Origin of the sequence: Nitrobacter sp. 62-13 (assembly GCF_001896955.1) — a bacterium.
GTDB lineage: Bacteria > Pseudomonadota > Alphaproteobacteria > Rhizobiales > Xanthobacteraceae > Nitrobacter.
Window position 1 is genome coordinate 1 of sequence record NZ_MKRN01000211.1, and the last position, 18,613, is coordinate 18,613.

Below are 18,613 nucleotides of genomic sequence, written 5' to 3' on the forward strand. Positions count from 1 at the left end.
CGCCGGCGATTTCCCTGGCGATCCTCATCGCCGTTTCGGTCTGCCGGACGTGATTGACCGTGACCGGATAGCCGCGCCTGAACCTGACGTCGATCCTCGTTCCGGTCGTCAGCGCCACGCCGGCGGCGACCTCGCGTATCCGCTTCTCCATCTGGTCGCGCACGTCGGCCTTCAGGGTTCGGACGGTGCCGCCGAGTTCGACGGTTTGCGGAATGACGTTGCGGGTGCTGCCCGCATGGAACTCGCACACCGAGATTACCGCCGATTCCAGCGGATCGACGTTACGCGACACGATCGATTGCAGGGCGACGACAAGCTGCGATCCTGCCAGCACCGGATCGATGCAGAGATGCGGCCGCGCGGCGTGGCCGCCGTGACCCTCGATCCGGAAATCGACGGCGTCGGTCGCCGCCATGATCGGACCCGGCCGGATGGCGAAGGAACCGAGCGGGACGCCGGGAAGGTTATGCATGCCAAAGACCTGATCGATCCTGAAACGATCCATCAAGCCGTCCTTGATCATCGCGGCGGCGCCGGCTCCGCCCTCCTCGGCCGGCTGGAAGATCACGACGGCCTCGCCGGCGAAATTCCGCGTCTCCGCGAGATAGCGCGCGGCGCCAAGCAGCATCGCGGTGTGGCCGTCATGGCCGCAGGCATGCATCTTGCCGGGCGTCTTCGAGGCGTAAGGCAGGTTGGTTTCCTCGTGAATCGGCAGCGCATCCATGTCGGCGCGCAGGCCGATCACGTTGACCGCGCCATCGGCAGCGGCCTTCCTGCCCTTGATGACGCCAACGACGCCGGTCCGGCCAAGTCCGGTCGCAACCTCGTCGCAGCCGAACTCCCGCAAGCGGTCCGCCACGAACGCCGCGGTGCGGCGCACGTCGTACAGCAGTTCCGGATGCTCGTGGATGTCCCGACGCCAGTCAGCGATATCGGACTGCAGATCGGCAACGCGGTTGACGATGGGCATAGCGGGGTTCCGGTCGGCCGGGACTGAATTCTATATCCATTACCTCTTACCATGACGCGACGGGCCGCCCAATACGCTGATTTTACGGCGATCGACGCCGCGTCGTGCCATGGCGATCCAAGTCATGGGTAACGGTTTCGTCATCGCGCCCGATGCACGCGCGGGAATAAATCTGCATGTTCCCCGGTCAGGTCTGCATGCCCAATGACGGGCGTGGGAGACCTCCGATGAGCCGCAACCACAATCATGACGGCGACGGTGTCAGCCGCCGCAAGGTGCTGGAATGCATGACATGGGCCGGTACGGGCGTGCTCTGGACCCTTGCCGGCGGCGTGCCGCAATCGCTCGGCATCGTCGGATCGGCGCAAGCCGCCGAAGCATCCGCATCCGCCCTCACCTTCCTGCAGATCAGCGACAGCCATGTCGGCTTCGACAAGGCCGCCAACCCGCACGCGCTCGCCACGCTCGAGGAGGCGATCGGCAAGATCAAGACGCTGCCAGTAAAGCCGTCCTTCATGATCCATACCGGCGATATCACCCACCTGTCGAAAGCCTCGGAATTCGACGACGCCGAGCGCATCATCTCGCAATCGCGGCTCGACGTGCACTACGTGCCGGGCGAGCATGATTTTATCGATGAAGAGGTCAGACTGTATCGCGAGCGTTATGGCCGCGGCACCAAGGGCGCGGGCTGGTATTCCTTCGACGCCAACGGCGTGCACTTCATCGGCCTCGTCAATGTCGTCGATCTCAAGGCCGGCGGTCTCGGCAATCTCGGCGCTGAGCAACTGGCGTGGCTCGCGGACGATCTGACAGGTCGCTCGAATTCTCAACCGATCGTAGTGTTCGCGCATATCCCGCTATGGAGCGTTTATCCGACCTGGGGCTGGGGCACCGACGACGGCGCGCGGGCGCTCGACCTGCTCAAGGGTTTCGGTTCGGTGACCGTGCTCAACGGCCACATCCATCAGGTGATGCAGAAGGTCGAAGGCAACGTCACGTTCCACACCGCGCGCTCGACCGCCTTTCCGCAACCCGCGCCGGGCGCCGCGCCCTCGCCCGGGCCGATGAAGGTCGCCGACGACAGGCTGCGCAGCCTGCTCGGCACCGCCAGCATCATCTTCAAACCCGGCGAGGAGCGCCTCGCCATCATCGATACGCCGCTGCAAGGCTAAGGATCGTATGATGTCCCTGAACTTGCGCACAAGCGCCATCCGGCTTGCGGCGGCTGCCGCGCTTGCAATGCAAATGTCCGCTGCCCATTGCGAGGAAGCGTCGGTGACGATCGACAATTTCACCTTCGAACCGGCGCAACTGACGGTGAAGGCCGGCACGACGGTGACATGGACCAATCGTGACGACATTCCGCATACGGTGGTTTCCGCCGGTCAATTCCGCTCCAAGGCACTGGATACCGACGACAAATACTCGTTCACCTTCACCCGCGCCGGCGACTACAAATATTTTTGCTCGCTGCACCCGCATATGGTGGGAATGATCAAGGTTGAGTAACGGCCAAAAGCGAGGCATCACCTCGGTGCCCGGGCAGCGCCCCGCTGCCCGAGCCCACCCGGCTGCGAACACCACGATGCTGTTTGGCTCACCCGGAGACGATCAGACAAAAGCGCGGCGCTTTCGCGACGCGGCCCTGCCCTATCTCGACGACGTCTACACCGTCGCGCGCTATCTCCTGCGTGATCCCGCCGACGCCGAGGACGCCGTTCAGGAATGCTATCTGCGCGCGTTGAAGCATTTCGACACTTACCGCGGTCCGGCGATCAAGCCGTGGCTGCTCGCGATCCTGCGCAATGTCTGTCACGCCGAATTCACTCGCCGCGCCAGGTCGGCCGCAACGGCCATCGATGACCTGCCCGAAAGCGGCGAGGCCACCGCGCCGTTGTGGCAGGAGACCGAGGATACGCCGGAAACGCAGGCGCTGCAAAAACGCGACGCGAACTCAATCCAGCGGATGATCGCAGCGCTGCCAGAACCGTTCCACGAGACGTTCGTCCTGCGCGAAATCCAGAATCTGTCCTATCGCGAGATCGCCGAGATTGTCGATGCGCCGGTCGGCACCGTCATGTCGCGCCTCGCGCGGGCGCGCGCCATGCTGCGGTCGGCATGGCTCGCGGAAGAGGAGCCATCCAGATGACCTGCGATGAATCAGACATCCTTCTGCACGCGCTGATCGACGGCGAACTCGATGCCGGTCACGCGCGCGAGGTCGAAAACCATATCGCCACCTGCGCACGCTGCGCGGCCGCACTCAGGACCTACCGTGATATGAAGGCAGCCATTGCTGCCGAGGACATGCGCTTCACCGCGCCTGCGCACCTGCGCCAACGGATCGAGGCGGCAATGCCACAGCCGCGCGGCACCAGCCGCCGCTCGCTGCTTGCAGGTTTCGCCATGGGCTCCGCCGTCTCCGCAATGGCGGCGACCGGCATCGTCGCGATCGTGCTGCGCACCGACGACGAGCAGCGTCTCGCCTCGGAAATCGTCTCGGCGCATCTGCGATCGCTGCAGGCGGGGCATCTGACCGACGTGCTCTCCACCGACCAGCACACGGTCAAACCGTGGTTCAACGGGCGGCTCGACGTATCGCCGCCGGTGATCGACCTGACGGCGCTTGGCTTCACGCTGATCGGCGGACGGCTCGATTATATCGATGGGCGGGCCATCGGCGCGGTCGTCTACAAGCGGCGCGCGCACGTCATCAATCTCTTCGTCGCTCAAACGCCAAACGCCACGCACAGCCCCGCGCGCACCGAAGATGTGCAGGGCTTCAACATCCGCCGCTGGCGCGACCACGGTCTGAACTTCTGGGCGGTGAGCGATCTCAATGCCGACGAGCTTGCCGAATTCAGCGACAAATTCGAGAAGGCGATGCAGGCGAACGGGAACGGCTAAGGCATCATCCGCAGGCTCAATCAAAAAGGACAAAGCCAAAGCCTTTCGCTTCTGACGGAATCAGAAGCGGACTCCAAGCATCAGGCCGATTTGCGGACGGCGTTGTCCATCAGCGTTTTGCCGAGCGACCAGATCGCGCCGGGGACCTGATGACTCGCGGCTATGACGCTGTCGAACGAGGTCTCGATCCACTTGCAGTCTTCGTCGTTGATGATGAGCGGCGGGAGCAGCTTGATGGTATGGCTGCCGTGACCGGAGACCTGGGTGAGGATCTTGTGATCCTTGAACAGCGGCACCGTGATGAGCTGACAGAACAGACCTTTGTTGGCGGTTTCCAGCAGATTCCATGATGCGCGCAGCCGCAGCGATTTCGGCGGCCCGAACTCGATGCCGATCATCAACCCCTTGCCGCGCACCTCCTTGAGAAGTTCGTAACCCGGCACCATGCGCGCCAGCGCCTGGCGCAACTCCTCGCCGCGCCTGGCCGCGTTCTCGATCAGCTTCTCGGCCTTCAGCACTTCAAGTGTCGCGATGCCCGCCGCCATCGCAAGATCGTTCTTGGCGAAGGTCGAGCCGTGCACCACGGCGCGATCCATGCGGTTGAATATCTTGTCGAAGATATGCTTACGGGTCAGCACCGCGCCGATCGGCACATGACCGCCGGACAATGCCTTGGCCAGCAGCACCATGTCGGGTTCGACATTCCAATGCTCGACGGCAAGAAAACGTCCCGTACGGCCGATGCCGGTCTGAACTTCATCCGCCACGAACAGCGTGCCGTATTTCCGACACAGCGCGGCCGCTCCCGGCAGGAACTCGTCGCTCGGTATGTTGACGCCCTTGCCCTGGATCGGCTCGACGATGAAGGCAGCAACCCGTCGCGACGACAGCACCTGCTCCAGCGCGGCCAGATCGTTGAACGGAATGACGCCACAGTCCGGAAGCAGAGGATCGAACCCGCCGCGGAAATTCTTATCGTCAGTCAGGGACAGCGCGCCGTAGGTCAGCCCGTGATAGGCATGACCGCAGTAAACAATGCCGGTCCGCCCGGTGGCGACACGCGCGAACTTGATCGCGGCCTCGACGCTTTCCGCCCCCGAATTCGCAAAAAACACCTTGTCGAGGTAGGGAACATGAGCGAGCAGCCGCTCGGCGAGAATGCCGGCCAGTGTCGAGACATCCATCTGCACGAGATTCGGCAGGTCGCTGTCGAGCACGCTTTTGAGGGCATCCCGCAGCACGGGATGGTTCCGCCCAATCGCAAAAACGCCAAATCCGCTGAGTAGGTCAAGGTAACGGGCGCCCTCGCGATCGACCAGATATTGACCGTGACCGCTCTGGAAACCGACGTCGTAGCCGATGGTCTTCAGAACTCTGACGAGCTGTTCATTGAGGTGACGGACATGCATCGCGCTACGCTGCGCCTGCCGTTCCACAAACATCTCGGAAACGTCTAGATTTGGATATAGCATCCGCTACATACTTCGGTTGATGGCGGTTTCGTCAACTGAAAAGCACATTTGACTTTTCAACTGATCCCCGACCCACTTAAGCACAGGCTTGAAGATATGTTTCAGCGCCCAGGACATACCATGCATACTCTAAATTATTGCAGAATTCTCGCCACTACCTCTCTCGTCGCAGCAGCGCTGGTGACGGCGGGATTCGGGCCGGCCGGAGCGGCCGATCCGACCGGCGATTGGCGCGTTGCCGATGGCGTTGCCAATATTCGCGTCGCCGAATGCAACGGCGCGATGTGGGGAGTCGTTGCCTGGGAGAAACAGCCCGGCGGCGTCGACCAGAACAATCCCGATGTCTCGAAAAGAAGCCGGCCGACGCTCGGAATGCCAATTCTCCTTGATATGAAAAAGAAACCGGAGAAGGAGGAGTGGGACGGTCAGGTCTATAATGCCAAGGACGGCAAACTTTACGAGTCCTCGATCAAGCTTGCATCGCCCGATCAGCTCCAGATTGAAGGCTGCGTGCTCGGTTTCCTGTGCGGCGGTGAAACCTGGACTCGCGTATCCGGCCCGATTCCCAGCAGTCCATCCAACAATCCCGCCAATCCTCCCGCAAGCGGCACTGCCAAGGGCGCGCCGAAAGCAGGCATGGCGAAGACCACGCCGCCGAAGCCCCATGCCAAGACCACCGGTCAAAAGACAACAGCGACCGCCACGCCGGCCGCCACCGCGCCGACCGATCCTGTGGGCGATATCTGCCTACTTCCCGACATTGCGGGGACGGCCCATGAGCGCGGGCTGAAATAGCAGCACTGCCGCGAGCGTCGTCACGAGCGACAGCGCCAGCAGCTTGCCCATGCTCGCCGTGCCCGGATGGCTCGACAGCCACAGGCTGCCGAACGCGGTCGCGGTGGTCAGCGCGCTGAAGAAGATCGCCCGCGTCAGGCTCGATTGCAGCAGATTCGTTTTACCGGAACGCCAGGCGGTGACGTAGTATATCTTGAACGCCACGCCGACGCCGAGCAGCAGCGGCAGCGCGACGATGTTGGCGAAGTTGAGCGGAAGCCCGATCAGGACGCAGATTTCCAGGGTCACCGCTCCTGCGACCAGAAGAGGCACCAGCGTCAGCAACACGTCGGTGATTCGGCGCAGCGCCAGCCAAAGCAGGATGCTGATCGAGGCCAGCGCCCACAGCCCCGCCTCGATAAAAGCCCTCACGATGGTGTCGCCGGATTTGAGAATCGAGACCGGGCCGCCGATTGCGGTCGGCTCTGCGGCGAGCACGGCGCTGGCAAACTTGCGCAGCGTATCATTGTTGTCCGGATCGCCGCGCGGCAACGCTTCGACACGCATGACGCCGTCGCTCTTCCAGAGCTTCACGAAATCCGACGGCAAGGATTTCAGGCTGATAGGTTCGGCCTTCAACGAACTTCGAATCTGCTCGAACATCAGCTTGAGCGGTTCGACGAACACGGCCTGAACTTTCTCGCGGGTGGCCTGGTTCGACTCGGCCAACCGGGTGAGATCGTCGGCCAGTCGCCTTGCGGCGGCAGCGCCCGGCCCCTGATTGCCGCTGGCGGCCTTTCGCAGGCTATCGGCGGCCTCCTTGAGCGCGCTGACATTCTCCTCGTCGGAGGGCGGCGGATCGATCGAATCCGGATCGAGCGCAGGACCGAGAACCTTGGCGCCCTGCGCGATCAGCTTGAGCTTCTCCGGCTGATCGGCGGGGACAAAGCTGTCGAGCCCCCTGGTGCGTGCGACTTCAGGCACCTTGGCCAGCCGGGCCTCGACCTGCTTCGCCTCCTGCTCGGACTTGACCATCACGTTGATGGCGTTCGTGCCGGTCTCCGGATCTTTCCGCAAATCCAGATACGTCGCGATCGATTCGACCTTGGCGCTCCTCAGGTGGATCGGATTGAAATCGAACCGCAGGAAGTAGAGCGCGGGTGCGCCGAGAATCACGACCGCAAGCGTACAGCCGACGATCGCCACGCGGTGCTCTTCGAGAAAATGGTCGAGCGGCGCCAGAAACGCGTAGCCGACCGCTTCTTTCTCGCCCGGCGGATTCAGAAGACGCAGCAGCGCCGGAAGCACGGTAATGCTTGCGAAAAAGGCAACCAGCATGCCGACGCCGGCGATCTTGCCGAGTTCCGAAACGCCCTTGTAATCGGTCGGCAGGAACGACAGGAAACCCGCCGCCGTCGCCATCGCCGCCAGCGACAACGGCACGGCCGAACGCTTCGCCGCGATCAGCAGCGCCGCTTGCAGATCGTTGGTCTTGAAGCGCTCGGAGCGGTAGCGGACGCTGTACTGAATGCCGAAGTCGACGCCCAACCCGATGAACAGGACGGCGAACGCGATCGACAAGAGGTTGAGCGATGTCACCATCATGAGGCCGAGCGCCGTCGTGATCGACAGCCCGATGAACAGCGTCACGAACACGGCGAAGATGATTTTCGGCGAGCGCAGCGCGAGCCAGAGAATCACCAGCACCACCAGCACCGTGCCGATGCCGTTGGCGACCGCGCCCTCCTGCACGGTGGCGAATTCCTCGTTGGCGATCGGAACCGGCCCGGTCAAACGGACGCGGGCGCCGAACTTGCCGGCGATATCCAGATCGGCGGCGGCCTGGCGGATCGCATCGGTGGCATCCTTGCCGGGTTCGAGCGCGTTGAAATCGAGGTACGGCTTGACCTGGATCAGCGAACGGCGATCGGAATCGGTCAGCGGCTTGTCGCTGGCGAGTTCACGCCAGGAAAAAAAGCCGGCCCCTTTGGTCAGCACATCCTCGACGCTCTGAGCGATCAGGGAGAAGGGCCGCGCGGTACTGTCCAGCGCAAACTGACCCCGTTTCAGGCCGACAAGCGCCGTTTCAAGCGCTCCCGTCAATCCGCGCAAACTCGGATCGCCGGCCATGATCTCAACCAGCGGTGCGGCCTCGCCGAATTGACCGGTGACCTGCCTGACCTCGTCGGTCGGCAGAAAGAGGAGACCATTGCGCGCAAAAAACGGCCCGCCGCCGAGCTGCTGAACGGCTTCGAAATGATTGTGGTCGCTGGCGAGCTTCGCCGTCAGCATGGCGCCGGCCGCTCCGGCAAACTCGGCAGTCGGGGCCTCCACGACCGCAAGGATCAGCCTTTCCTGGTCAAAGGCTTTCTCGAAAGCGATGTCGCGCTGCCGCCAATCCAGGCTTGGCGAGATCAACCTATTGATATCAGTGTTGATTTCAAAATTTCTCGCGGTATAGAAGACCGCTCCGACCGCCAGCACGATCGCGACCAACGCGGTAGCCAAGGCAAATCGTGTGCAAGTCTTAACGATTGAAACAACAATACCTGTCAGCACATTCTTTCTTTCTGCTACCGCAATACGTAAAAGGCGCGGAATTCCGGCCGGATTCTTCCGCCTGATTAGTGGTTTTGTACCCTGTTGTCTTCAGGAGCTTGGACAAAGTGGCCGCAGTTTTGATTTGGGATGATTGCCGGGATGATTCGGCTTCAAGTCGGTCGCCTTGATATAAGGCTGCATCGCAGATGACAAAGTGACGAACCGGTGAGGCTTCGAAACTGATTACGTATCATAGTACCGGATTTTGCTTTCCGACGTGGATCCGCAGCGGCCGAGGGTCTGTTTTGGGTGTTTTGCCCGAATCAAGGACCGTGTAAGTCATGGCGAGTTCCCGGGAGACGCCCGTTAGATTAAACACCTGTGACTTTTCTTGAAGACAAGTGTGATTTTAAGAAGAAAACGTTCGGACTATATGGAGTCAGGTATAATGCGTAAGGTGCAAATTGACTGACATTCGCCCAATTGAAATCCTTCTGGCGCAGCCGCGCGGATTCTGCGCAGGCGTCGTTCGCGCGATCGATATCGTGGAGCGCGCGCTGGAGAAGTACGGACCGCCCGTATACGTTCGCCACGAGATCGTTCACAACAAATACGTCGTCGAAAGCCTGAAGAACAAGGGCGCGATCTTCGTCGAGGATCTGTCCGAGGTTCCGCCGAAAGCCGTGACCGTTTTCAGCGCTCACGGCGTTGCCCGGAGCGTGGAGGAAGAGGCTGCCACGCGCGGCTTGCCGGTCCTCAACGCCACCTGCCCGCTCGTCAGCAAGGTCCACAACCAGGGCAAGCGCTACGTATCAAAGGGACGGACCTTGATTTTGATCGGCCATGCCGGTCATCCCGAGGTCGAGGGGACCATGGGACAGGTTCCCGGCCCCGTTTTGCTGGTTCAGGACGTCGACGACGTCGCAGCCCTGACGTTGCCCGCCGACACGCCGGTCGCCTATATCACCCAGACGACGCTCAGCGTCGATGATACCAAGGACATCATCCTCGCGCTGCAGCAGCGTTTTACGGATATCCAGGGGCCTGACACACGGGATATCTGCTATGCAACACAAAACCGGCAATCTGCGGTAAGAGATCTCAGCAAGCTGGTGGACGTTATCCTGGTCGTCGGAGCGACCAATAGTTCCAATTCGAATAGGCTGCGTGAAATCGGCACCGAAGTCGGAGTTGCAAGTTATCTCATCTCCGACGGAAGCGAACTCAACGCAGAGTGGGTGAAGGACGCGAAAACCGTGGGCATCACCGCTGGCGCATCCGCGCCGGAAGTGCTTGTCGATGACGTCATCGAGGCCTTGAGGCGCATAGGTCCGGTGGCCGTCTCGGTGCTGCCGGGGCGTGAAGAAAACATCGAATTCCGGCTTCCATCCGAACTCACCTCAGCCTGATCCCTTTCAAATTTCAGACTGGTAACTCCAGAAAGAACACTTGTGATGGCAATACCGTTTTTTAAGGAACTGAAGATCGGCGGTTATCTGATCAAGCAAAAGCTGAAGGGCCGCAAGCGCTATCCGCTGGTGCTGATGCTGGAGCCGCTGTTCCGCTGCAATCTTGCCTGCGCCGGATGCGGCAAGATCGATTATCCCGATGCGATCCTCAACCGCCGCATGACCGCCCAGGAATGCTGGGACGCGGCGGAAGAGTGCGGCGCGCCGATGGTCGCCATTCCCGGCGGCGAGCCGTTGATTCACAAGGAGATCGGCGAGATCGTGCGCGGACTTGTCGCGCGCAAGAAGTTCGTCTCGCTCTGCACCAACGCGCTGCTCTTGGAGAAGAAGCTCGATCTGTTCGAGCCTTCCCCGTACCTGTTCTTCTCGGTCCATCTCGATGGCCTTAAGGAGCACCACGATAAGTCCGTATGTCAGGAGGGCGTGTTCGATCGCGCCGTCTCCGCGATCAAGGCGGCGAAGGCGCGCGGCTTCACCGTCAACGTGAACGCCACGATCTTCGACAATTATCCAGCCGACGAGATCGCAAAATTCCTCGACTTCACGGCCGAGCTTGGCGTCGGCGTCTCGATGTCACCGGGCTACGCCTATGAGCGTGCCCCCGATCAGGAGCACTTCCTGAACCGCACCAAGACCAAGAAACTGTTCCGCGACGTGTTCGCGCTCGGCAAGGGCAAGAAGTGGAACTTCATGCACTCCGGGCTGTTCCTGGACTTCCTGGCCGGCAATCAGGAATATCATTGCACGCCATGGGGGATGCCCGCGCGCAACATCTTCGGCTGGCAGAAGCCCTGCTACCTGCTCGGCGAGGGTTACACCAAGACCTTCAAGGAACTGATGGACACCACCGACTGGGACTCCTATGGCACCGGCAAGTACGAAAAATGCGCCAACTGCATGGCGCATTGCGGTTACGAGCCGACCGCGGCCACTGCGGCGCTGAACAATCCGCTCAAGACGATGTGGGTTGCGTTGCGCGGGGTCCGGACCACAGGTCCGATGGCGCCCGAGATCGACCTCTCCAAGCAGCGACCGGCGCAGTACATCTTTGCCGAGCAGGTGCAGAAGAAGCTGTCTGAGATCCGCAAGGACGAAGCCGCGGCCGCCGCCGCAAAACAAGCTGCCAAGGAGCAGAAGGCTTCCACCGCGGCCTGAGCGCGGCCGACTGCACGTATCTGATACAACAACTCTGATACAACAACGGCGCCGGAGATGACCTCTCCGGCGCCGTCGTCGTTTTCAGAAGCGAAGTCGCTTTCAGAAGCGAAAATGTCGAATCAACAAGACAATCAGATGTCCACCGGGACGAGGCTCCCCCCGCCCAGCAGAAAGCCGCGGCAGCCACGCAACGAGCGCAGCGCCCGATTGAAATCAATTCCCGTGGACACCAGCGCATGCAGGGTCAGGGGATTTCGCGCAAGACCGCCGATCACCTTTTTCAGGTCGATGTTGCCGTTCGGCTTGATGGCGCTGCGGGCGATCGCGGGCAACGCTCGCGTTGCAGGGTCGCTGATCACGCGCAACGCGGCGAATGGAAGACCCGCTTTCGTGGCATAGGCAGCCGCGATGTGGCTTTCCATGTCGACGGCAGAAGCGCCGGTCGCGGCATGGAGCGCCGCCTTGCCGGCCTGCCCCACGACGACCTGCTCGACGCCGGCAAGCCCGGCGCGGACCACTTTCTGACCGCCGAGGCCGGAACCATCGATCAGTTCCTCACTGAGCGCGAGACCCGCCTGCCAGCGCGATTCACCATCCACGACGTCGGTGGCGACCACGACATCTCCCGACTCCAGAGACGGATCGAGCCCGCCGGCGACGCCGAAGCTGATGACGCCCCGAACCGTGGACGGATCGAAGCCCGCGAGTAGCGTGCGCAACTGCCGGGGATTGCTGCTGCTGCAAATGACGGTCATGCCAGGTCCCGCCGCGATGCGGGCTTCCTGAACCAGGCCGGTCACAATCAATACCGGCCGCGGGTCGAAGGTATCGCCCGCGGATATATCGGTCGCCGCCCCCAAATTCACATTCCGACCCCTACCACCTTGCTGTTGGTGCTTCTCAAATTCCGATACCGCGCCAGCGCCCAGAGCGGGAAGAACTTGGAGTAGCCATGGTACCGCAGATAAAACACCCGTGGGAACCCCGTGGCCGTGTAACGCTGCTCGTCCCACAGCCCTTTTTTGGTCTGTGTGTCTATTAGGTACTTGATTCCCCGGGCCACAGCCACGTTTTCGACTTCTCCCGCGGCCATCAAGGCAAGCAGCGCCCAGGCCGTTTGCGAGGCCGTGGTCGGCGCCGCCTCGAATCCCTTGTAGTCCAGCCGGTAGCTGACGGCATCCTCGCCCCAGCCGCCATCGGCGTTCTGGATCGACACCAGCCAGTCCACCGCCTTGCGTATCGCGGGGTCCGTGCGATCGACACCGGCGGCGTTGAGCGCGCAGAGCACCGACCAGGTGCCGTAGATGTAGTTCAGGCCCCAGCGGCCGTACCAGGATCCCTCCTTGAGCTGGGTGCGGCGCAGATAGTCGACACCAGCCGCCAGGGCCGGGTTGCCCTGGACGGTCTCGCCGAGCTGCGCCAGCATCGAGACGCACCGCGCGGTAACGTCCTCGGTCGGCGGATCGAGCAACGCCGCATGATCCGAGAACGGAATGTTGTTGAGGTAGTATTCGAGGTTGTCGGCGTCGAACGCCGCAAAGCCGCCGTCCCGGCTCTGCATGCCCTCGATCCACTCGCGGCCGCGCGCGATCGCCTCGTTATATTTCTCGCTCTGGTCGTTGCGGCGAACCCTGTCCATCGCCATCACCACGACCGCCGTGTCGTCGAGATCGGGATAGTGGGCGTTGGCATACTGGAACGCCCAGCCCCCAGGCCGAACCTCCGGACGTTTCACAGCCCAGTCACCCCTGAGGTCGAGTTCCTGTTTCGGAAGCAGCCAGTCCAGACTCTTGCGGGCATCGGCCGACGACTCCGGCCCGCCGGCTTCGAGCAGCGCATGACAGGCAAGCGCAGTATCCCAGATCGGCGACACGCAGGGCTGGCAGTAGGCTTCCTCCTCGCCGATCACCAGAAGCTTGTCGATTCCGCGCCGCGCCACTGCGCGCGGCGGATGCTCCGGCGGAAATCCCAACGCATCATACATCATCACCGTGTTGACCATCGGTGGAAAGATCGCGCCGAGACCGTCCTCGCCGTTGAGACGCTCCTCGACGAACGCGACGGCCTTCTCCATCGCGCGTGCACGCAGCTGCTTGGGAAACAGCGGCTCGATCGTCCGCAAGATGCCGTCGATGCCACTGAACAAAGCGAACCAGGCCGGGCTTTGATGAGGAGCCCTCTTCGGCGTGCCGACGGTTGCCGGGTCCTGAAGAAACAGTTCGCGGATGCCGATATTACGCGGATTGCGCGCGCGGGGCTTCAGCGCGGCCAGCACCATCAGCGGCACCATGGTGGTGCGCGCCCAGTAGGAAATCTTGTTGAGATGGAATGGCGACCACATCGGCAGCAGCATGATCTCGACAGGCAGCACCGGAACGCTGCGCCATGTCAGCACGCCGAAGAACGAGAGCAGGAAGCGCGTGAACACGTTCACGTTGGCCGCGCCGCCATGGGCCAGGATCGCTTCTCTGGCGCGCGCCATGTGCGGTGCATCGACCGAGTCGCCAATCATCTTCAGCGCGAAGTAGGCTTTCACGCTGGCGCTCATGTCGAACGGACCGTCATGCACCAGCGGCCAGCCGCCGTGCTTGCCCTGGATGCGGCGGAGGTAGACCGCGATCTTGGCTTCCAGCGCCGCATCCACCGGCTCGTCGAGATAATGCCGCAGCAGGACATATTCGGAGGGGATCGTGGCGTCTGCCTCCAGTTCGAACACGAAGTGACCGTCCGACTGTTTGAGGTTCAGAAGACCCCGCGTGGCGGCGCCGATGCTGCTCCCGAGAGCGGCCTCGTCGATCGGCGCGGCTGTGGCGTTCACGGAGCTCATGGCGGCTGATGTCTCAGTTTGACCGGTTTTTCAGAACGTGATCGGCGGCGAGGTTTCCGGAGCGGACCGATCCCTCGATGGTGGCGGGCAACCCCGTATCAGTCCAGTCACCGGCAAGAAACAGGTTTTTCCACTCCGTCAGCGCCCCCGGACGCAGGGCATTCTGCTCGGGCGACGCTTCGAACGTGGCGCGACGCTCGCGCACGATCTGCCAGGCCGGCATCTCGGCATCGATTCCGGCGACCGCGCAGATGTCCTTCCAGATCGCTCGCGCCAGGTCCTCGCGCGGCATATCCACCAGCCGGTCGCCGCCGCTGATGGTGATGGAGAGGCGGTCCGGAAACGCGAACAACCATTCGATCAGACCGTTCACGACCCCGATCATCGGCGGAAGGTGCGGCGGCGGAATAAAGCGGAAGTGCGCGTTGACGATGGCGCGGAATTTCGTCGGCACGCTCACGCCGGGCAGCAGCGCGGCCGCAGACCGAGGCGGCACCGCCATGACGACGGCGTCGTCAGGACCGAGCGCGATTGTCTGGTCGCCGAGCGCGATCGCCGTGACCCTTCCGTCCGCCATGGCAAACTGCCGCACTTCATGGCCGATATCGACGCTGCCGCCCCGGGCGCGGATGTAATCCACCGCCGGCTCGATCAGCACCCGGCTCAGCCCGTCGCGCGCGATCAGCGGGCGGCACGCCTGACCGCCCGCCAGCAAGGTTTCGCGAACGATCGCACCGGCAAGACCGGCCGCTCCGTCGGGCGGATCGATATTGAGCGCCGCGAGCAAGAGCGGCAGCACCAACCGCTTGTAAAGCACGCCTTCGCATTTGATGACGTCGCCGACCCGCGTGCGGGCATTGGCCCAGATCAGCGGCGCAAGCCCGACGTAATCGGCGGGCGAAGTGTCAGGCACTCGGCGGCCGGCATCGAAGATCCAGAGCGGGATGCGACCATCGTTGATCTGCAGTTTCCAGCGTTTGTTCACGGCGAGATCGATAAACTGGAACTCGGCCCTCGGCGGCCCCTGCAAGCCGGCTTCAGTGCCGATCCTGCGCGCATAGGCCAGCACGCTGTGATTGCCGGACAGAACCAGATGGTTGCCGTTGTCGATCGTGAGATTGGTCGCGCCGTCGAAATAGGAGCGGCACCGCCCGCCGACCTGTTGGGTTGCCTCGTGCACGCGAACCAGGCAGCCGGCGTCGGCCAAACGCACGGCTGCGGAAAGACCGGAAATGCCGGCGCCGACGATGTGAACGGTGCTTTGCATCAGATCAACGCGTACCGGAGAACGATGGCGATCTTCGCCGCCTGGCTCAGGTGGACCGGCGAGCGCGGAAGCTGGAAACCGCGATGCTCCAGCAGTTCCAGAATGGCGTGATAATATCTCGACATGATACGGGGCGCGCGCACGGCCCGGCGCGGGTTGCGATTCATGATCTCGTCCGCTTCGACGAAATGCGCCCGCGCCCGCGCCACCAGCGGCGCACAAACCTCCGGCAACGCCGGATTCGAGATCACGGCGGCCGGATCGGAACTGTCGATACCGGCGCGGAGCAGGCCCTCGCGCGGCAGATACAGCCGCCCGAGCGCCGCATCTTCATCGACATCGCGCAGGATATTGGTCAACTGCAGCGCACGACCGAGATGATGCCCGAGCAGGATGCCGTCCTGTTCAGGCAATCCAAACACGCGGACCGAGAGCCGGCCAACTGCGCTCGCGACCCGATCGCAATACAGGTCGAGCGTGGCCTCGTCTGGCGCGCGGATATCCGCGAGCACATCCATTTCCATGCCGTCGATGACGGCGAGAAAATCCTCGCGCCGCAGCCCGAACGCGCTGACGGAGGCTGCATAGTCGCGCAACCGCTCCGGCGCATGCCCTTGATAGAGCGCGTCGATATCGTCGCGCCATTGCTGGAGCGCGGCCAGCCGTTCCGGCCGCGGGCTACCGGAATCGGCGATGTCGTCGACATGACGGCAGAACGTGTAGATCTGGAACATGGCCTCGCGTTGCGCGCGCGGCAGGATGCGCATCGCCGCGTAGAACGAGCTGCTGGCCGCAGTCGCCCCTGAACTTGCGTCGACTGTGGTTTCCATGGTCATGCGCCGGCCGCCGGGGTCGACATCGGCCGCCGCATCGAGCGGCGAAGCATTTCCGTCGTGATGCCGGCGACACTATAGCCAAGCAGTTGCAGCGGATTCAGATGAACCGTCTCGCTCAGCGGATCGCGCACCTTCAAGAGCGCGACGATCCGGTCGGCGAACATCTGGATCACGCCGACTTCAAGCCCAAGCCGGATATCCTTGATTTCCGCCGCGAGCGGCCGCCCCTCGTTGAGCAACGCTTCGGTTCGCACGGCCAGGGCGTGCAAGCACTGCAGGAGCGCAGGCGTCGCCTTGTCGCCGCCGAGCATCTCGACCGAGGCGCCGGACGCGGCCAGCGCATCGCGCGGCAGGTAGACGCGGTTGAGATTCCGGTAGTCCTTGGCGCAGTCCTGAAGATGATTGTTGATCTGCAGCCCGGCGCACAGCGCATCGGACGCGGCCCAGGTCGACGTGCTCTCTCCGTGGACGTCGAGCATGAACCGCCCGACCGGCATCGCCGAATACCGGCAATAGTCGATCACGTCGTCCCAGGTCTCGTAGCGCAACTTGGTGACGTCCATCCGGAACGCCTTCAGCACGTCGACCGCGTGGCGCGGCGGCATCGAGCGTTGCGCCAGCGCATTCCGAAGATTGACGGCTTCCGGCTGGCTGTCTCCCTGCCCCAGGAGTTCGCTCTCGAACAGATCGAGCCAGGCGAGTTTGTCCTTTTCGCCGAGTTCGGCGTGATCGGCGATGTCGTCCGCCGTCCGCACGAAATTGTAGAAGGCGAGAATCAGCGCGCGGTGACGCGGATGAATGATCCACGACGCGACCGGAAAATTCTCGTCGCGGTGGGTCTTTCCGGATCGCAGTTGGTTCGCGGTAGGCATCGGAATCGGCTACGCTGATCTGGATCGCAATTGGGTCTCCCGCCAATTCCCAAATGCCGGACAGGCGGGATTGCTCGCGCACCCATATAGGGGAAACCGCGAGCTAAACCAATGCTATCTTTCGCCTTTTAGCCATAACCAACCTGCCACGGCGGCAACCCGCCGGCGGCCGGATAACGAGTTTGCCTGGTTTTCCTCAGCGATTTACTGGCCGTGGTTCAGCAAGACCTGGTTGCAGGCTTTCGTCAACTTCACACGATTCTCCTGCAGGCAGGCCAGGATCGTGAAATCGCCCTGATCCATCACCTTACGGCAGAAACGGCTCACGTCCCGAGAGCAAGCACGCTGTTCCGCTTCAGTTCCACCGTGCGGTCCCTGAACCTGCGCCATCGTTCCGGTCGAACCGAATGTCAAAAGCAGAGCGAATGACAGAAAAATTTTAGACATCGTATTCCTTCATTACAACGGCGGAAAATTCGGTCCTGGATAGGCCCGGGCGTATCCGGATGGCTGGTCTGTTGAGAGCGATTGCGTCGCTGGCCTGCATCGATACCCATACCTCAAAAGATCGCAAGAGCGCGTGGGCCGTTCCATCCATCGGCTGCGCATACGCCGATCATGCCCGGCATATCCACAATTTCAAAAGCGCGGTGAAATGCGGCTAAATTGACGACGGCGACGCGTTGCCGCAGCTTGTCCCCCAGTTTTTCAGATAACTATATCTAACACGCTGAAATATATCGACTAAAGTACGACAAGCGAATCGACGCATATTTGCGTGCGAATCTGCCATGGCGTCCGTTCTGCCAGATGCGCATCCGTTCGGTTCTCGCGAAGATTCATACTCTGGGGAATATCGACCGCGCGGCAGCCCCTTGCAGATACCCGAGAGAACATCAGCTATGCTATCGGGCTTGAACCTCGCGCGCCAAGACAGCACTAAGAGCTTGGTGCGGCATGAGCGTCATCGCCCTAGCGCCTTTTTATGGAAACCAAATATGAAACTGTTTGCCTCCAAGCTGATCCGGAAGTCGACGATTGCCGCCGGCGTTGTTGCCGGCCTCGCACTATCGGCATCGGCGAGTCTCGCCCAGACCTCTCCGTTTGCCGGCTTCGCAGGAAACTGGTCGGGCAAAGGCACGGTTACGCTAACTGACGGATCGAAAGAGAACATTCGCTGCAGGGCATCCTACAGGGTTAACGTTACGGGCACGGCGCTGAAACAGAACCTGCGTTGCGCCAGCGACAGCTACCAGTTCGATCTCTCCAGCGACGTGGTCAGCGATGGGGATCGACTGACCGGGAACTGGAGCGAAGCCAGCCGCAATCTGTTCGGCTCCGTGCGCGGGCGCGCCAGCGGCGGCGAAATTGAAGTCTTCGTCGAAGCCGCCGGCTTTGCCGCCAACCTGTCGCTGCGCACCCGCGGCAACAAGCAATCGGTCTCGATCACCTCGAAGGGCGAAATCAGGAACGTTTCCATCACCATGACGCGCGGCTGACGCGAGGAGAAAGAATCG

17 protein-coding genes are annotated in these 18,613 nt (G+C 62.2%); 8 read left to right on the forward strand and 9 right to left on the reverse strand.

Going from position 1 to position 18,613, the window contains the following annotated elements:
- Positions 1–970, reverse strand: a 970-nt coding sequence (locus BGN91_RS17255; RefSeq protein WP_292615253.1) for an amidohydrolase, incomplete at its 3' end; no start/stop codon positions are given.
- A 227-nt stretch (positions 971–1,197) separates the two neighbouring features.
- Here BGN91_RS17255 and BGN91_RS17260 point away from each other — a divergent pair.
- The 4 genes from BGN91_RS17260 to BGN91_RS17275 are packed head-to-tail and all read left to right on the forward strand — an operon-like array spanning position 1,198 to position 3,880.
- Positions 1,198–2,145, forward strand: a complete 948-nt coding sequence (locus BGN91_RS17260) for a metallophosphoesterase (RefSeq protein WP_292615254.1) — start codon at positions 1,198–1,200, stop codon at positions 2,143–2,145.
- Positions 2,146–2,152: 7 nt separating this feature from the next.
- Complete coding sequence (locus BGN91_RS17265) at positions 2,153–2,482, forward strand: cupredoxin family copper-binding protein (RefSeq protein WP_292615257.1); 330 nt, start codon at positions 2,153–2,155, stop codon at positions 2,480–2,482.
- Complete coding sequence (locus tag BGN91_RS17270; protein WP_292615258.1) at positions 2,475–3,122, forward strand: sigma-70 family RNA polymerase sigma factor; 648 nt, start codon at positions 2,475–2,477, stop codon at positions 3,120–3,122. The genes BGN91_RS17265 and BGN91_RS17270 overlap by 8 nt, the downstream gene beginning before the upstream one ends.
- Entirely contained in the window at positions 3,119–3,880 is a 762-nt protein-coding gene (locus tag BGN91_RS17275; protein WP_292615260.1) for an anti-sigma factor, read from the forward strand. The genes BGN91_RS17270 and BGN91_RS17275 overlap by 4 nt, the downstream gene beginning before the upstream one ends.
- An 80-nt stretch (positions 3,881–3,960) precedes the next feature.
- Here BGN91_RS17275 and hpnO read toward each other — a convergent pair whose 3' ends face one another.
- Positions 3,961–5,352 carry an aminobacteriohopanetriol synthase HpnO gene (hpnO, locus tag BGN91_RS17280; RefSeq protein WP_292615261.1) on the reverse strand — a complete coding sequence of 464 codons (1,392 nt, stop codon included), beginning with the start codon at positions 5,350–5,352 and terminating at the stop codon, positions 3,961–3,963.
- Between the two features lie 120 nt (positions 5,353–5,472).
- On the opposite strand from hpnO, the gene BGN91_RS17285 reads away from it, so the two are divergent.
- On the forward strand, positions 5,473–6,147 hold the full coding sequence (locus BGN91_RS17285; RefSeq protein WP_292615263.1) for a DUF2147 domain-containing protein: 675 nt from the start codon (positions 5,473–5,475) through the stop codon (positions 6,145–6,147).
- Here the strand turns inward: BGN91_RS17285 and BGN91_RS17290 are convergent.
- Positions 6,100–8,685: an MMPL family transporter gene (locus tag BGN91_RS17290; RefSeq protein WP_292615265.1), complete on the reverse strand. Its 2,586-nt coding sequence runs from the start codon at positions 8,683–8,685 to the stop codon at positions 6,100–6,102. The two genes, BGN91_RS17285 and BGN91_RS17290, sit on opposite strands and share 48 nt — an antisense overlap.
- 464 nt (positions 8,686–9,149) lie before the next feature.
- Between BGN91_RS17290 and ispH the strand changes: the two genes are divergently transcribed.
- Both ispH and hpnH read left to right on the forward strand, forming a co-directional pair.
- A complete protein-coding gene (gene ispH / locus BGN91_RS17295) occupies positions 9,150–10,076 on the forward strand; it encodes a 4-hydroxy-3-methylbut-2-enyl diphosphate reductase (RefSeq protein ID WP_292615291.1) in 927 nt (308 codons plus the stop codon).
- A gap of 45 nt (positions 10,077–10,121) precedes the next feature.
- A complete protein-coding gene (hpnH, locus tag BGN91_RS17300; RefSeq protein ID WP_292615266.1) occupies positions 10,122–11,291 on the forward strand; it encodes an adenosyl-hopene transferase HpnH in 1,170 nt (389 codons plus the stop codon).
- Between the two features lie 134 nt (positions 11,292–11,425).
- Here the strand turns inward: hpnH and BGN91_RS17305 are convergent, their stop codons facing one another.
- The 6 genes from BGN91_RS17305 to BGN91_RS17330 form a co-directional block, all read right to left on the reverse strand.
- A complete protein-coding gene (locus tag BGN91_RS17305; protein ID WP_292615293.1) occupies positions 11,426–12,136 on the reverse strand; it encodes a phosphorylase in 711 nt (236 codons plus the stop codon).
- Between the two features lie 20 nt (positions 12,137–12,156).
- Entirely contained in the window at positions 12,157–14,121 is a 1,965-nt protein-coding gene (shc, locus tag BGN91_RS17310) for a squalene--hopene cyclase (protein WP_292615268.1), read from the reverse strand.
- Between the two features lie 13 nt (positions 14,122–14,134).
- Positions 14,135–15,388, reverse strand: coding sequence for a hydroxysqualene dehydroxylase HpnE (gene hpnE, locus BGN91_RS17315; protein WP_292615270.1), 1,254 nt, complete (start codon positions 15,386–15,388; stop codon positions 14,135–14,137).
- Positions 15,388–16,224 (reverse strand): presqualene diphosphate synthase HpnD, encoded by an 837-nt coding sequence (hpnD, locus tag BGN91_RS17320; protein ID WP_292615272.1) that lies wholly within the window; start codon positions 16,222–16,224, stop codon positions 15,388–15,390. Before hpnD ends, hpnE begins: the two co-directional genes overlap by 1 nt.
- A complete protein-coding gene (gene hpnC, locus BGN91_RS17325) occupies positions 16,221–17,096 on the reverse strand; it encodes a squalene synthase HpnC (protein WP_292615274.1) in 876 nt (291 codons plus the stop codon). Before hpnC ends, hpnD begins: the two co-directional genes overlap by 4 nt.
- Positions 17,097–17,300: 204 nt before the next feature.
- The gene (locus BGN91_RS17330) at positions 17,301–17,543 is read right to left on the reverse strand and encodes a cysteine rich repeat-containing protein (RefSeq protein WP_292615275.1); all 243 of its coding nucleotides are present in this window, start codon (positions 17,541–17,543) and stop codon (positions 17,301–17,303) included.
- Between the two features lie 551 nt (positions 17,544–18,094).
- Here BGN91_RS17330 and BGN91_RS17335 point away from each other — a divergent pair.
- The gene (locus BGN91_RS17335) at positions 18,095–18,595 is read left to right on the forward strand and encodes a hypothetical protein (RefSeq protein WP_292615276.1); all 501 of its coding nucleotides are present in this window, start codon (positions 18,095–18,097) and stop codon (positions 18,593–18,595) included.
- The last annotated feature ends 18 nt before the right edge of the window (positions 18,596–18,613 follow it).